17 protein-coding genes and 1 CRISPR repeat array are annotated in these 14980 nt (G+C 34.5%); of the genes, 1 reads left to right on the top strand and 16 read right to left on the bottom strand.

The window, feature by feature from the left end; genetic code table 11:
- Positions 1-88 precede the first annotated feature (88 nt).
- From Q0E86_RS05945 to Q0E86_RS05870, 16 genes are all read right to left on the bottom strand, one after another.
- Positions 89-730 carry a site-2 protease family protein gene (locus Q0E86_RS05945; RefSeq protein ID WP_295755303.1) on the bottom strand — a complete coding sequence of 214 codons (642 nt, stop codon included), beginning with the start codon at positions 728-730 and terminating at the stop codon, positions 89-91.
- Complete coding sequence (gene ychF, locus Q0E86_RS05940) at positions 723-1826, bottom strand: redox-regulated ATPase YchF (RefSeq protein ID WP_270742414.1); 1104 nt, start codon at positions 1824-1826, stop codon at positions 723-725. Before ychF ends, Q0E86_RS05945 begins: the two co-directional genes overlap by 8 nt.
- Positions 1827-1844: 18 nt before the next feature.
- Positions 1845-2036, bottom strand: coding sequence for a DUF951 domain-containing protein (locus tag Q0E86_RS05935; protein WP_003864368.1), 192 nt, complete (start codon positions 2034-2036; stop codon positions 1845-1847).
- Between the two features lie 2 nt (positions 2037-2038).
- On the bottom strand, positions 2039-2893 hold the full coding sequence (gene folD, locus Q0E86_RS05930) for a bifunctional methylenetetrahydrofolate dehydrogenase/methenyltetrahydrofolate cyclohydrolase FolD (protein ID WP_295755299.1): 855 nt from the start codon (positions 2891-2893) through the stop codon (positions 2039-2041).
- On the bottom strand, positions 2893-3342 hold the full coding sequence (gene dtd / locus Q0E86_RS05925) for a D-aminoacyl-tRNA deacylase (protein ID WP_295755297.1): 450 nt from the start codon (positions 3340-3342) through the stop codon (positions 2893-2895). Before dtd ends, folD begins: the two co-directional genes overlap by 1 nt.
- Entirely contained in the window at positions 3339-3824 is a 486-nt protein-coding gene (gene ispF / locus Q0E86_RS05920) for a 2-C-methyl-D-erythritol 2,4-cyclodiphosphate synthase (RefSeq protein WP_295755295.1), read from the bottom strand. The genes dtd and ispF overlap by 4 nt, the downstream gene beginning before the upstream one ends.
- On the bottom strand, positions 3817-4332 hold the full coding sequence (locus tag Q0E86_RS05915) for a nitroreductase (RefSeq protein ID WP_295755293.1): 516 nt from the start codon (positions 4330-4332) through the stop codon (positions 3817-3819). Before Q0E86_RS05915 ends, ispF begins: the two co-directional genes overlap by 8 nt.
- Positions 4333-4419: 87 nt before the next feature.
- Complete coding sequence (locus Q0E86_RS05910; RefSeq protein WP_295755291.1) at positions 4420-5484, bottom strand: C40 family peptidase; 1065 nt, start codon at positions 5482-5484, stop codon at positions 4420-4422.
- 134 nt (positions 5485-5618) lie between these two features.
- On the bottom strand, positions 5619-6365 hold the full coding sequence (gene tpiA, locus Q0E86_RS05905) for a triose-phosphate isomerase (protein WP_003864374.1): 747 nt from the start codon (positions 6363-6365) through the stop codon (positions 5619-5621).
- Between the two features lie 18 nt (positions 6366-6383).
- Positions 6384-7568: a phosphoglycerate kinase gene (pgk, locus tag Q0E86_RS05900; protein WP_295564085.1), complete on the bottom strand. Its 1185-nt coding sequence runs from the start codon at positions 7566-7568 to the stop codon at positions 6384-6386.
- A gap of 107 nt (positions 7569-7675) precedes the next feature.
- The gene (locus Q0E86_RS05895; RefSeq protein WP_288535942.1) at positions 7676-8149 is read right to left on the bottom strand and encodes a 23S rRNA (pseudouridine(1915)-N(3))-methyltransferase RlmH; all 474 of its coding nucleotides are present in this window, start codon (positions 8147-8149) and stop codon (positions 7676-7678) included.
- A gap of 46 nt (positions 8150-8195) precedes the next feature.
- Positions 8196-8894, bottom strand: a complete 699-nt coding sequence (locus Q0E86_RS05890; protein WP_295755288.1) for an AAA family ATPase — start codon at positions 8892-8894, stop codon at positions 8196-8198.
- A gap of 106 nt (positions 8895-9000) precedes the next feature.
- Complete coding sequence (locus Q0E86_RS05885) at positions 9001-10968, bottom strand: ABC transporter permease (protein ID WP_295755286.1); 1968 nt, start codon at positions 10966-10968, stop codon at positions 9001-9003.
- Positions 10961-11728 (bottom strand): ABC transporter ATP-binding protein, encoded by a 768-nt coding sequence (locus tag Q0E86_RS05880; protein WP_270463524.1) that lies wholly within the window; start codon positions 11726-11728, stop codon positions 10961-10963. Before Q0E86_RS05880 ends, Q0E86_RS05885 begins: the two co-directional genes overlap by 8 nt.
- 91 nt (positions 11729-11819) lie before the next feature.
- Positions 11820-12809, bottom strand: coding sequence for a sensor histidine kinase (locus Q0E86_RS05875; protein ID WP_295755284.1), 990 nt, complete (start codon positions 12807-12809; stop codon positions 11820-11822).
- On the bottom strand, positions 12806-13474 hold the full coding sequence (locus Q0E86_RS05870; protein ID WP_295755282.1) for a response regulator transcription factor: 669 nt from the start codon (positions 13472-13474) through the stop codon (positions 12806-12808). Before Q0E86_RS05870 ends, Q0E86_RS05875 begins: the two co-directional genes overlap by 4 nt.
- Before the next feature lie 218 nt (positions 13475-13692).
- On the opposite strand from Q0E86_RS05870, the gene Q0E86_RS05865 reads away from it, so the two are divergent.
- Positions 13693-13935 carry a hypothetical protein gene (locus Q0E86_RS05865; protein WP_295755280.1) on the top strand — a complete coding sequence of 81 codons (243 nt, stop codon included), beginning with the start codon at positions 13693-13695 and terminating at the stop codon, positions 13933-13935.
- A gap of 526 nt (positions 13936-14461) precedes the next feature.
- Positions 14462-14885: direct repeats of the CRISPR family, unit length 33 nt; unit sequence CAAATAATACAAATAAACTTAGTCCTCAAGAAC.
- Positions 14886-14980 lie beyond the last annotated feature (95 nt).

Here is a 14980-nt window from a genome sequence, read left to right as displayed (position 1 = left end):
AATAAAAATAATGTCAAAACAATATTAAATTTATGTTAATTTTTAGTTAAATGTAATTTTTTTCTGAAAGCGTTTAAAAAAGATGACTTTAGAAACCTAAAATCATCTTTGCGATCATTTCAAAAAATTGGATCATATTTGAACGTAACATACCAAGTGGATAGTCTAATAGACCTGTAAAAATCAAAAAGATAAATAAGAAGTTCATCCATGGTGCACCATCAATAAATTTATAATATTGATCATCTGGTAAAAACGAAAATAATATTTTCGATCCATCTAGTGGTGGTACTGGAATCAAGTTAAAGATTCCAAATCCTGTAGAAATGAGTCCTGTATACGTCAATGTATTCGATACAAAATAACCCACACTTGTCATCATAAATTGAGGTGCAAATTTATAAAGTGCATAAAATAGGAATACACAAATAAAGCTTAGAAGAAAATTTGCGACTGGACCCGCAAAACTTGTCCAAATAATCCCAGTTTTTGCATCCTTATAATATCTTGCATCGATCGGAACGGGTTTTGCCCATCCAAATCCACATATCAGTAGACAAACAAGTCCTAGCCAATCCACATGCTTAAAAGGATTTAAACTTAATCTTCCCTCTAATTTAGCTGTAGGATCACCCATCCAATAAGAAACTAAACCATGTGCCGTTTCATGAATCGACATAGATAGAATAACGGCAATCACCAAATAGATAATATTTTGTAGACTAAACATTAAATCTAAAGTGCATTACATCGCCATCTTGAACGACATAATCCTTTCCTTCTAGACGTAGACGTCCTGCTTCTTTGATAGCTAATTCGCTACCTAATTCATCAATATCATCAAAGCGATATACTTCGGCACGAATAAATCCCTTCTTGAAATCTGTATGGATAATGCCAGCACAATCTGGTGCTTTCATCCCTTTTTTAAATGTCCATGCACGACATTCATCTTCTCCAGCCGTTAAGAACGTACATAAATCTAATACGGAATAGGCTTCTTGAATCAATTGGTCTAAACCAGAAGTTTCAACACCCAATTCTTCTAAGAAAGCATCTTTTTCTTCTTTATCTAAACCAGACAATTCTTCTTCCATTTGTGCACATAAGGCAACAACTTGATTATTTTGACTTTGCGCATACTCCTTTACTTGATTATAGTAAGCGCATGAATCTGGATCCATGATACCTTCATCATCTAAGTTGGCAACATAGATCATAGGTTTCGCTGTCAATAAGTTATAACCCTTCATCAAAATTTGTTCTTCTTCATTTAATTCTAACGAACGCGCTGGTTTTCCTTCTTCTAAAACAGGTTGAAGACGATCCAATAAAGCAAGTTCATCTAAAGATTCTTTATCTTTGTTTGTCTTTGCCTTACGTTCAATCTTACTTCTACGATTTTCAATTGTTTGAAGGTCAGCCAAAGTCAATTCTAAGTTGATAATTTCAATATCACGAATTGGATCCACACTATTTTCTACGTGTGTAATATCTGGATTGTCAAAACAACGAACCACGTGACAAATCGCATCTGTTAAACGAATGTTCGATAAGAATTGGTTACCCAACCCTTCCCCTTGACTAGCTCCTTTTACTAATCCTGCAATGTCAGTAAATTCAAATGTTGTATAAATTGTTTTTTTAGGATTAAAAATTTCAACTAAACGATCAATACGATAGTCTGGTACTTCTACAACACCTACATTGGGTTGAATTGTCGCAAATGGATAGTTTGCGGCTTCCACCTGAGATTTGGTGATAGCGTTAAATAAAGTCGATTTTCCAACGTTAGGAAGACCAACGATTCCTGCAGTTAATGGCATAAATTCAATACATCCTCTCTATTCTTCTTCATGTCGAATTACTTTTTTCAATTTCTTTTCAAATTTTTGTCTAGGCATTAGAACACTAGCTCCACAACCCAAACACTTAATTCGAATATCAGCACCCATACGAATAATTTTCCATTCTGTGGACTTATGACAAGGATGCTCTTTTTTCATTTCTACAATATCATTTAATCCATATTCCATAATTATTCTCCTTGCGTATGCATTTTATATGCATCTAACGTATTCGATAATAACATACAAACTGTCATTGGACCAACACCTTTTGGCACTGGACTTACATAACTCGCCTTTTTCGCAACTGATTCAAAGTCACAATCCCCAACAAGTTTCCCATTGACACGGTTGATTCCCACATCAATCACGACAGCTCCTTCTTTTACCCAATTTTCATTGACCATTTGACTAACACCCATCGCAACAATCAAAATATCAGCTTGTGAAGCAATCTTTTCAATATCCGGCGTCTTTGAATGAACAATTGTTACTGTCGCATTGCGATTTTGAAGCAATAATGCGACGGGTTTTCCAACCAAATTACTTCTTCCACAAACAACCGCACGTTTTCCAGATAGATCTTTATATCCAATCGAATCAAGCATCGCCATAACGCCTTGTGGTGTACAAGGAATAAAGCCTGGGCGATTTGTCAATAAACATCCTGCATTCATGGGGTGTAAACCATCCACATCTTTTTGTGGATCAATCAATTCTAAGGCGGCCGTTTCATCTAGATGTTCTGGTAATGGCATTTGTACTAAAATACCATCCACTTCTGGATCTAGATTTAACTCTGTAATCACCTTACTTAATTCTTCTTGCGATACATTTTCATCTAAGCGAATCGTTTGTTGAAGCATCCCAATAGAAGAACAAGCCTTTTCTTTACCACGAACATAAGACATACTAGCCGGATTATTTCCAACAAGCACTACACTTAATAATGGTAATCTTTTTCCTTGGGCACGAATGTCATCAATCTTTTGTTTCATTGAAGACTTGATACTATCTGCCAGTGTATTTCCATATATAATTTCCATTAAAACAACTCCTTTGAATCCAATACAATTGTGACTGGACCATCATTCAACAATTCAATCTTCATATCCGCTCCAAATATACCTTTTTCAACATGCATACCTTGATCTTGTAGCTTCTGATTGAATTGATCATACAATACAGTTGCCAAATCTGGTTTTCCTGCATTTGTAAAACTTGGGCGATTTCCCTTCTTACAATCGGCATATAAAGTAAATTGTGAAATAGATAGAATACTACCACCTACATCTTGAATGGATTTATTCATCTTTCCATTTTCATCTTCAAAAATACGTAAAAATAAAATCTTATGAATCATTTTATCCATGATTTCTTCTGTATCCTCATTATTAAAACCTACAAAAAGACAATAACCCTGATCAATTTGACCTGTCACTTGCCCTTCAACTGTACATTTTGCGTTTTTTGCCCTTTGAATTACAACTCTCATCCTTTTTTCTCCAATATACAAACACTTAAACTCACTATGCCCTCTTCATTTCCTACAAAGCCTAGCTTTTCACCCCGAGTAGCCTTGATGGAAATATCTTCCATATCACAATGTAAAACGTTTGCGATATTTTCTCGCATAGCCATAATATGTGGTGCCATTTTCGGTCTTTCGGCCAAGATTGTCGCATCCACATTTCCAATTTGATAGCCCATTTCATTCATCATTTCATAAATATGAGCTAACAAATCTAAACTATTCGCTCCTTTATATTTAGGATCCGTATCCGGAAAATGCTTTCCAAGATCTCCTAAGGCAAGTGCGCCTAGAATACTTTCACCAACCGCATGCACTAAAACATCCGCATCGGAATGTCCTAATAAGCCTTTTGAGTGTTCAATTTCTATACCGCCTAGAATGAGCTTACGGCCCTTGACAAGTTGATGAATATCTACGGCCTGACCAATACGTATATTATGCATAAATCACCTTAGAAATTCTTTCAGCGCGTTTTGAAAGTTCTCCATCTCTATAGCCTAAAATACAATGTCCAATACCTTCATAAGATTCTGGTAAGCACCATTTTTTCTTTAATTCTTTGCCAAAATCCGTTTTAAAAACTTCTTTAGCACGATGGATCCAACATGAGTCAACACCTAAGGCATTGGCTGCATTCATTAGATTGCCCATAGCTAAGACTCCATCATATAAATATGTCGGTGCATTTGTATCCGCAAATACAATAATCATACTTTTAGCCCCATAGAAAGGATCGGATGTAGAATTCATAGCTTCTGCATTCTTTTTCGATAGTTCATGCATCAATTCTTCATCTTCTACAACCACAAAGGCATAGATTTGACGATTCATTCCACTAGGCGCAAATTGACCTGCATATACTATTTTTTCAATTAAGTCATGACTGACCTTTTTATCATTATATTTTCTTACACTTCTTCTTTCTAGAAGATTTTTATAAGCTTCATTCATATATTTTAGCCTCCAAAACTACCTCATATTATACAATACAACGACACTAAAAAAAAGCCTGGCAAATTGCCAAGCTTAAAATTTCAATTATCTTACTACACGAATATATTGCGGATTACCCATACCGTCTTGATATGCACTAGCTTGTACAGTCTTACCTTTGTAGTTTCCATGTATAGCTTGTCCATTTCCAATATAGATAGCGATGTGGTCAACACCACGTCCACCATTGTTGTAGTAAATCAAGTCACCAGCTAAAGGACTATCTGTATAATATCCATATACACCTTGATATTGATCTGGCCATAATTGATATGCATCACTTACACCCGCATTTGCCAATGCTTGTTGTACAACTTGAGTACACCATAATCCATCCGTAACACCGACTAATCCTTGAGCTGATGAAGAAATACGATCACCTAAGCTAGAAGTTGTTTGTTCTGGAGCTGGTGTTACAGTTTCTTCAGGAGCAGGAGTAACTGTCTGATCTGGAGTTGGAGCTGGAGTTGTTGTATCCTCACTTGGTGTCTGTTCTGGAGCTGCAGGAGCTTCAGGAGCTGGTGTTGGATTTTGTTCTGGAGTTGCAGGAGCTTCTGGAGCAGGTGTTGGATTTTGCTCTGGAGTCTGTTCTGGAGCTGCAGGAGCTTCTGGAGCAGGTGTTGGATTTTGCTCTGGAGTCTGTTCTGGAGCTGCAGGAACTTCTGGAGTTTCAGCAGTATCCGGAGTTACAGTAGTATCCGTTGTTGTATCAGTAGTTGTTTCTGTTGTTTCTGTTGTTTCTGTTTTAACTTCTTCAGTTTGAACAGGTGTTTCTTCTACAACTGCTTTTTCTTCTGTTTCTTGTTTTACAGCTTCTTGACTAGCTGTCGCTACTGTTTCTTTCACTTCCCCTGTAATGTTACTTGAAACGCTAGCAGTAGTGGCATTTTCAGTTTTTGAAGAGTTTACTGTACCATCTTCTGAGAAATAGTAAGATTTTCCTTCAATTTCTTGCCATCCTTTAGCTACAGTTTTATCTTCATTTACGTAACGATCGCCATGCCATCCTGGTTCTTCCTTGGCTGCAACCACTGTTGCGACAACAGGGAAAGCAGATGCTACACAAAGAATTGCTGCGACTTTTTTACCATTATTTTCTACAAAATTCATTTTATTCTACCCCCTATTTAAAATAGTTCATGATTAGTTTATCACGAAACGACCTCTCAAACAACCCTAAATTTACTTTTTGGTTAGAATGGACTAAAAACAAAAGGCCTCAAAGAGGCCTAAATGATCATCAATTATTTTGTTTTTTCAATGATTTCTGTGAAGCTATCTTCTTTCAAACTAGCACCACCAATTAATGCACCATCGATATCTGGTTGAGCCATATATTCAACGATGTTATTAGGTTTAACACTTCCACCATATTGGATACGTACTTTTTCAGCAGCTTCTTCACCATACATAACCTTAACTTGGTCACGTACGATTTTACAGCAGTTTTCAGCAATTTCAACTGAAGCAGATTTTCCAGTTCCGATAGCCCAGATTGGTTCGTAGGCAATAACCATTTCACCAACACATTTTGGACATAAGTCAGCTAAAGAACCAGCTAATTCTTCACGAATTACTTTTTCTGAGTTTCCAGCATCATAATCAGCTTCTGTTTCACCAACACATAAGATTGGAGTGATTCCAGCTTTGATTAAACGTTTTGCTTTTTTGTTTACTGTTTCATCAGTATCACCGAACATTTCACGACGTTCTGAGTGACCGATAATGCAATATTTAACACCCATTTCTTCTAACATAGGAACACTAACTTCACCAGTGAAAGCTCCACTATCTTCAAAGTGGCAGTTTTCAGCAGCTACAACTAAGTTTTTAGCGTGATCCAATGCAGTTCTTAAATCAGTGAATGGACATCCAATTCCATAAGTAGCATTTTCGCTAGCAGCAACACCGTCAACAGCTTCGAAGAAAGCTTTTGTTTCAGCGTTGTTTTTGTTCATTTTCCAGTTTCCAACGATAATAGGTTTTCTCATCTTAAGTACATCTCCTTATTACTTTTCGCTGATAATAGCGATACCAGGTAATGTTTTACCTTCCATATATTCCAAACTAGCTCCACCACCAGTTGAAACGTGAGAGAATTTGTCTGCATATCCTAATTGTTTTGCAGCAGCAGCAGAATCTCCACCACCGATTACTGTAATAGCATCTGGTAATTCAGAGATTGCTTTACATACTTCTTCAGTACCTTTAGCGAATTTAGGCATTTCGAATACACCCATAGGTCCATTCCATACTACAGTTTTAGCACCAGCTAAAGTTTCTTTGAACAATTCAACAGATTTAGGACCAATATCTAATCCCATCCATCCATCAGGAATTTGTCCAGCATCTGCTACAGAAGTGTTAGCTTCTTCACTGAATGCATCAGCGATTACGTTATCTACAGGAAGAACTAATTTGTCTCCAGCTTTTTCTAAATATTCTTTTGCTAAATCCAATTTGTCATCTTCAACTAATGAAGTACCAATTGAACCACCAACAGCTTTAGAGAATGTATAAGCCATTCCACCACCGATGATAACTTTGTCAGCTTTTTTCAATAAGTTGTCAACGACATCGATCTTACTAGATACTTTAGATCCACCAATGATAGCTACGAATGGGTGAGCTGGTTCATCAACAGCTTTTCCTAACATTGTAACTTCTTTTTCTACTAAGAATCCTAATCCGTTTTCTTTAATATTTGTAGGGATACCTACAGTAGAAGCGTGCGCACGGTGAACAGATCCGAATGCATCTTCAACGAATACTTCACCTAAGCTAGCCCAATATGCACCTAATTCAGGATCGTTTTTGCTTTCGCCTTTTTCGTAACGAGTATTTTGCATTAATACGATTTCACCATCAGCTAATGCATTTACAGCGTTTTCTAATTCTTCACCACGAGTTACTGGGCAGAAAGTTACTTTTACATCTGGTAACAATTCTTGTAAACGTACAGCTACGCATTCCAAGTTGTTTTTAGCTTTGTCTTCTTCAGTCTTAACTTTTCCTAAGTGAGACATCAAAATAACTTTAGCTTTGTTTTCTACTAAATATTTAATTGTAGGTAAAGCCATTACGATACGGTTATCATCAGTGATAACGCCATCTTTTCTTGGCACGTTAAAATCACAACGTACGATGACCTTTTTTCCAGCTACATCAAGGTCTTTAACAGTTCTCTTTGTCATGTATATTCCTCCTACTGTCATTTTTTTGCACATCCATTATATCACTACATAAATTGATTGACTAGTTTTTCACAAGCAAAAAATTCCACAAAAAGCGCTTTCATCACTTACTTGTGATAATTACGACCATTATTGATCATAAAACCACGATAAATTTGTTCCAACATCAAGACCCGCGTCATCAAATGTGTAAAAGTTAGATCCGATAATTTCCAACGATAATTTGCTCTCGAAACTAATTTTTCACTCGGTCCAAGACTGCCCGCAATCACAAAGACAATATTTGAATACTTCATTTGCCACATATCCAAATTCTTCGCAAACGCTTCAGAATCAATCATCTTGCCATGAAGATCTAATAAGACCACAAAATCCTGGTCTGATAATTTTTCCAGAACACGATTTCCCTCTTTTTCTTTCACCAATAAAACTTCGGCTTCTCTAGAAACATGCTCATTCGCCTCATCCTTTACTTCAATTTCACTAAACTTACAAAAAGCTGATAATCGCTTCATATATTCTTTTTCTAAAGACTGTAACGCCTTATCCTTATTCTTTCCAATCGCAATTAATTTAATCACAATAAACCTCCAAACAAATACATTATCCTAAAAACATAAATGATTTTCAAATTTCATTTTTTTTAATATCTTCCACAAAATAATCATACCGATCCAAAAACAATTTCATCGTTTGATAGCTAGAAGTTGATTTATAATCCACTTCTTCTACCTTACCATCATCAAATGATAAGATTTGAGCATCCGGAAACCCTAATAATATAGGTGAATGTGTCGCAATGATAAACTGACAATTTTGTTTCACGCACTCCTCAATCAAGTATAATAATGCCAATTGATTCTGACAAGATAAAGCTGCTTCGGGTTCATCCAAAAAGTAAAGTCCATTTTTATTTGTTTGTTTCATCAATACAGAAAAGAAACTCTGACCATGCGATTGATCATGATATCTTTCAGAAAAAACACCACGATATTCCATTTCCTTAGTTGCCACATTATAAAAGCTTTCTGCACGCAAGAAATACATCCAATCCGGTTTTCTAGAACGCCACAAACGCATATGTTTGTGCAAACTAGAATACGAATCATACGTAGAAAAATCATAGTTCCTTGTTCCACCTTCTGGATTCAATCCATTTTTAATCGCAAGTGCCTCCAACAAGGTGGATTTACCGCTTCCATTTTCTCCACAAAAGAAAGTCACCGGCTTATTAAACATGAATTGATCGATACTTCGAATACTTTTAATATCGGCCACATAATCATCAATTTCATCCCACAAGATGTCAAATCCGTTTATAAACATATATATCACCTAAAAAAATAGTACTCTATTCGAGTACTAAATTCCATGATGATTCACATAATAAATATAGATACATAATCCAATCAAGAGAAACCCTAATATCCAATTAAGCATTTCTTTTTACAATTCCATAATAGATTTTTGAAGTTAATACATAAATCACAATGTAGACTAGCGCAAAGGCCACAAAACAGAATATTGTCGTACGAATATAAAGCCATGAATCACTCACAAATAATAAATGAAGTAGCTTTTCAATCATTGGATACGCAAAACAAACATGAAGCCCTGCCACAAGTAATGGCATAAAGAATACCGTTAATACCTGTGAATGAATAGCCTTCTTTACATCTTGTTGTTCAAGACCTACTTTTTGCATGATCTCAAAACGATCCTTATCTTCATAGCCTTCTGTAATTTGTTTGTAGTACATAATCAGAATGGTTGCCATGATGAATAAAAAGCTTAAGAAGATTCCAATAAATAAGATGCCTGCATATAATTCAATCAAACCTTGTTTCTGATCCAATTTACTTAACCAAATAAAATCATTTATATTCTCATTCTGACCTAACTTTTTAATAACTTCACGCTCATTCGCATCACAATCAAACGAATAATAAGCACGTATTGCACTCGCATTATCGCCATACACATGTATCTGATCTTGTTGCATCTTCTCTAAAGTCTTTTCTGAATTCACAATAATATAATAATGTTCTGTCACATTGGGATTGCTCTCATCCATCTTCAAGTGGTCCAATTGTTTTTTTACAACATATTCTTTTCCAAATAAAGATAGAGTCTTTTCCTTAATCGTCTCTACATTAGAATACACATAAATTTCATTCGACTTTAAAGAACCCTTTATATTTTCATAGTCCTGAATGTCCTTTAGTGGAAGACAATAAAATTCTTGAATTTCATTTACGGCATTCATCCCCTCATTCCGATAATCCGTAATCAAAGTTCCATTCTTTAAATATCCAGCATAGCTCAATTCTTTATACGCAAGAAGATTCTTTGGAACGATGCCCATACGAATCAATTCTTCACTCATTTCATCAAAATCAATATTTGAAGCATCCCCATATCCATTTCCCATTACACTTCTAGGATATTGTGAATCCACAGCACGATCAATACTTGACCACATACTTAGTGTTGTCGACAACATGACTAAGACCATCGTTGAAAGAATACAAATATTGGCTAGTCCTACCGCATTTTGTTTCATACGATACATCATGCCAGAAATACTAATAAAGTGATTTGTCTTATAGTAGTAATTCTTGTTTTTTTTCATTAATTTTAAGAAAGTCACTGATATAGATGTAAATAATAAATACGTTCCAATAATGACAAGTACAACAGCCACAAAGAAAAAATAGAATGCCGTTAAAGGATTTTTAGTCGTAATTGATAAATAGTATCCAATACCTAGACAAAGAATACCAACAATAGATAGAAACCATTTTGCCTTAGGCTCTTTTTCACCCATATGACTCGAATGAAGCAATTCAATTGGACTTGAAATATGAATACGAATCATAGAATAGAAATAAATCAAAATATAAATCAATCCAATCACAAGAACACATTGTCTCATACCTATAAATGAGAAATAGAAACCAAGTATAATATCTGCACCAATCATTTTTGCGATGATTAAAAACATCGCTTTATCAAACAAGATACCTAAACCAATGCCTAAAGCTAATGATACAAATAAAGTAATCGCAGTTTCATAAAACAAGACGCGAGCTAAGTGTTTCTTTTCCATTCCTAATATAGAGAATAACGCAAATTCTTTTTGTCTTCTTTTAATTAAAAAACTATATGTATAGAACAAGAAGATAAACGCAAAGATTTCAATAATGACAACACCAAAGCCTAACATCTGCGTTAGTTGCATTGCCCCTAACATCTCATTTAAGTTTGGATTATTTGCCAAAGAAACAACCATATACAACATCATTGTCGTTAAGACACTCGTTAGTATATAAGGAATGATGGTACGCGCATTCTTTTTCAAATTATCTACAGCTAAATTTAAATAGAAAGCTCTACTCATGATGAACACCACCTGTAGCTAGTAGTGTCAACGTATCACTAATACATTGATACATCTGATCTAAATTTTTATTTCCCTTATAAATTTCATGGAAGATTTTTCCATCCTTAATAAATAGAACACGAGAAGCATGACTTGCTGCTTTTGTCGAATGGGTTACCATTACAATCGTTTGTTGATTTTCATTGATAGTTCCAAATAAATGTAAAAGTTCTTCTGTACTCTTTGAATCCAAAGCACCCGTTGGCTCATCGGCCAAGATCAAATCTGGATTTGTGATGATGGCACGCGCCACGGCAACACGCTGTTTTTGACCACCACTTATTTCATATGGAAATTTATCCAAAATATCTTCAATTCCTAATTGTTTGGCGATTGGAGTCAATCTTTCTTTCATTTCCGGATATTTTTTCTTACTTAAAACTAAAGGCAAGAAAATATTATCGCGATTATTAAAATTATCTAATAAATTAAAATCTTGGAATACAAAGCCTAAATGTTCTCTTCGAAAGTTCGCAATTTCCTTTTCTGAAATATGCGTAATATCTTTACCATGTAGTAAGACTTGTCCGCTTGTTGGTTTATCTAAAGCAGCCAAGATATTTAATAAGGTTGTCTTACCAGATCCAGACTCACCCATGATAGCTACATATTCACCTTTATTCACGCTAAAATTAACGTTGGTCAATGCCTGTACTTGATTCTGTGTAAATCTTGTTGTATATACTTTTTTCAAATTTTTTACTTCTAATAATGCCATATTCATTACCTCCATGTACACCAAAATTCTACAAAGAATCCAAAAATACAGCCATCGATTCAGCTAACACTATCCTTACAAGATTGTAAGATTACTCTATTCTTCCTTCAAAATGCGTAAGATCTAACAGGACTCGAGTTCCTTTACCAACACTTGATTCAATTCTGATTTTATGATTCAACATATCTAAAATATTCTTACACAAATATAGACCTAGACCACTGGCTGTTTTATCACTACGCCCATTCATACCTGTATATCCTTTTTCAAACACACGATTTAAATCACTTGCACTAATACCAATACCATTATCTTCAATCACTAAAATATGTTTAGACTTCATATATATAGATATCAAACCATTTTCATTGGTATATTTAAGACTATTCGAAAGAATTTGTTCCAACACAAACACAAGCCACTTTTCATCACTCAAAATAGCATCTCCGGTTTCTTTAAAATGTAATTGAATGTGTTTTCGAATAAATTCTGTTGAGAAACGGCGAATCGATTGTCGAATCAAATCATCCAATTCTAATTCTTTAAATAAGAAATCGGTATGCGTACTATTAAGTCTTAAATAAGCTAAAACCATATCTGTATATTGATCCATACGTAAGAGTTGCAACTTAATTTCACTACGACTTAAGTTCTCATCTTCAAGTAGTAATTTCATAGCGGCAATGGGAAGTTTAGCCTGATGCACCCACATCGTAAAATAATCTTCTAGATCATGCATTTTATTTTCTGAAGAAATAACATACTCATCATGATTGTCTTTCATAGCCACTAAGATTTTATAATAGTCTTCTCCCATCAATGAAGAATCTTGAAGATCACAAGACAAAGAAACATTACTATTGGATTGAAGTGTTACTAGTGTTTGGTGTTTCTTATAATATTTGTAGTAATCAAACAAGAAACAAACCACCAATAAAACACATAAAATCATAAAGGCATATGTAAAAGCTTCAAGTTCTAGATTATAGAGTTTAAATACACATAAACAGATCAAAACACTTACAACATAAATCATTATAAAAAATAATCGATCTTTTAAATAATGGCCAAATAATTTCATACCTTATATCCCAACCCTTTTTTTGTTTGAATAAAATCCACAATGCCAATACTCTCTAACTTTTTACGCAAACGATTCACATTCACACTTAATGCATTTTCATCCACATAAAAATCCGTCTTCCACAAACATTCCATTAGACTATCGCGAGATACAATCATCCCCTTTTTTTCCATAAGTAAACGTAAGATCTTTGCCTCATTCTTACTCAGTTCCATTTGAGAAGATTGAAAACTTACTGTATTATCATCTAAATTAAAGCGTACACCTTGATATTCAAGAATATTATGATTGGATACAAAGTCATAGCTTCGTCTTAATATTGCCGTAATTTTAGCAGCTAGAACATTTAAATCAAATGGCTTGCACACAAAATCATCCGCACCCTTAGAGATAGCCATCACAATACTCATATTGTCTGTAGCACTTGAAATAAAGATAATTGGAACTTTGGATTCTTCACGAATCTTTTCTGTCCACAAATATCCATTCAAATAAGGCAGTGTTATATCCATTAATATTAAGTCTGGATTAAAGGAATGAAATGCATCCATCACATTATAAAAATCAACCACTCGATAAACATCATAGTTCCAAGATTTAAGAAACGATTCTAACTTTTTTGAGATGAGTTCATCATCTTCTACAATCAATATTTTATACATAATCTCACCCACTTTATTATACTGCAAAGCACAAAAATTCTTTCTAACAATAGTGTAAGATAAGACCAAAAGGAAGTGATAGTATGATCTATCTTCAAATGTGAATTCTCATTCTAGAAATCGGATTATGTTATTTAATTAACAACGTATTAAAGGATACATTAAACAAAAAAATACGATACGCCATTTGTATCGCATTACTATTAAATTGTCGAAATATGCGTACATATAAAGCCATGTGGGCTATACATGCATTATTTTGTTTACTTGTATTACTAGCATTATTCAAAAAAAGAAAACCAATCATCTACATACTTCTTTCAGCCATCATGTCCACATCCATCGTTACTTTTGGTTCTATGAATATGTATACCATCCATAAAACCACCTACAATATCACAACAACAAAAGAAATCACAAACACCAAATTTCTATCTACTTGGCAAAGACTTCGTGGATGAATCCACATCCAAAGATGATATGGAAATTCTATTTAAACAACTCGGAAGACTTACTAAAGTAGCCCCTGTTTATGGCAATCACGAAAACAAAATAAAATTCACAAGAAATAAACTCAATCACTAAAAACAACATTACCATTCTAAATGATCAAGAAATACATTTTAATAATATAACTCTAATCGGCAGAAAAAATTACACAAACAAAAATCGCAAGAAAACAAAAGACTACAATCTTACAAACAAAACCTACAACATTGTCCTAGACCGTCAACCACAAGGAACAAGAGAAAACATTAAAAATAATGTCAACCTTCAACTCAGTGGCCACACCCTCAACGGTCAAATGTTTCCACTCTCTTATTCTTACCATTTACAACCCAACTTTGTGGGTGATTACGGAAAAGAAACATTTAAACACTACACAAAAAAATCATTAGCTCAGGCCTTGTTGGCTGCGGTTTTCCTATAAGAACAGAGGGTGTATGTGAGTATGTAGTAGTTAATATTAAACAAGATCAATAAAACCAAATAATGCAAATGAAAATCCCCCTTAAGAACTACCATAAGGATTTTTGCCAGAAAAAACACCAAATAATACAAATAAACTTAGTCCTCAAGAACATTTATGTTGAAGCGTTAGGAACTCCAAGGTTCAAATAATACAAATAAACTTAGTCCTCAAGAACCGCTGATCCACAGATTTGTTCCGTCAAAGGGGTTCAAATAATACAAATAAACTTAGTCCTCAAGAACCATGCAGCATTGAGGAAATTGAAGAAATTGTTCAAATAATACAAATAAACTTAGTCCTCAAGAACGATGGCAAGGCTGAGATATTTGCCGTCTGCGTTCAAATAATACAAATAAACTTAGTCCTCAAGAACCCTCTTACAAAATAGCGGTCGCAATCCTTGTTCAAATAATACAAATAAACTTAGTCCTCAAGAACAGAATCACTATAACGGCTATAACCTTAACTTTGCAGAATTTGTATAACTAAAAAATAAAAGAAGCATTAGTAGCTAAATTCACCAATGCTTCTGT

Source organism: uncultured Holdemanella sp. (assembly GCF_934754935.1).
Lineage (GTDB): Bacteria > Bacillota_I > Bacilli_A > Erysipelotrichales > Erysipelotrichaceae > Holdemanella.
This window is presented reverse-complemented; position numbering and strand designations above follow the sequence as displayed.

Bases quoted from the DNA above. Each gene is read 5' to 3' on its own strand.
- Q0E86_RS05945 (WP_295755303.1), bottom strand. From the start codon at position 730: ATGTTTAGTCTACAAAATATTATCTATTTGGTGATTGCCGTTATTCTA.
- folD (WP_295755299.1), bottom strand. From the start codon at position 2,893: ATGGAAATTATATATGGAAATACACTGGCAGATAGTATCAAGTCTTCA.
- Q0E86_RS05865 (WP_295755280.1), top strand. From the start codon at position 13,693: ATGCGTACATATAAAGCCATGTGGGCTATACATGCATTATTTTGTTTA.
- dtd (WP_295755297.1), bottom strand. From the start codon at position 3,342: ATGAGAGTTGTAATTCAAAGGGCAAAAAACGCAAAATGTACAGTTGAA.
- Q0E86_RS05875 (WP_295755284.1), bottom strand. From the start codon at position 12,809: ATGAAATTATTTGGCCATTATTTAAAAGATCGATTATTTTTTATAATG.
- ychF (WP_270742414.1), bottom strand. From the start codon at position 1,826: ATGCCATTAACTGCAGGAATCGTTGGTCTTCCTAACGTTGGAAAATCG.
- Q0E86_RS05880 (WP_270463524.1), bottom strand. From the start codon at position 11,728: ATGGCATTATTAGAAGTAAAAAATTTGAAAAAAGTATATACAACAAGA.
- tpiA (WP_003864374.1), bottom strand. From the start codon at position 6,365: ATGAGAAAACCTATTATCGTTGGAAACTGGAAAATGAACAAAAACAAC.
- ispF (WP_295755295.1), bottom strand. From the start codon at position 3,824: ATGCATAATATACGTATTGGTCAGGCCGTAGATATTCATCAACTTGTC.
- Q0E86_RS05870 (WP_295755282.1), bottom strand. From the start codon at position 13,474: ATGTATAAAATATTGATTGTAGAAGATGATGAACTCATCTCAAAAAAG.
- Q0E86_RS05890 (WP_295755288.1), bottom strand. From the start codon at position 8,894: ATGTTTATAAACGGATTTGACATCTTGTGGGATGAAATTGATGATTAT.
- Q0E86_RS05885 (WP_295755286.1), bottom strand. From the start codon at position 10,968: ATGAGTAGAGCTTTCTATTTAAATTTAGCTGTAGATAATTTGAAAAAG.
- Q0E86_RS05910 (WP_295755291.1), bottom strand. From the start codon at position 5,484: ATGAATTTTGTAGAAAATAATGGTAAAAAAGTCGCAGCAATTCTTTGT.
- Q0E86_RS05935 (WP_003864368.1), bottom strand. From the start codon at position 2,036: ATGGAATATGGATTAAATGATATTGTAGAAATGAAAAAAGAGCATCCT.
- Q0E86_RS05915 (WP_295755293.1), bottom strand. From the start codon at position 4,332: ATGAATGAAGCTTATAAAAATCTTCTAGAAAGAAGAAGTGTAAGAAAA.
- pgk (WP_295564085.1), bottom strand. From the start codon at position 7,568: ATGACAAAGAGAACTGTTAAAGACCTTGATGTAGCTGGAAAAAAGGTC.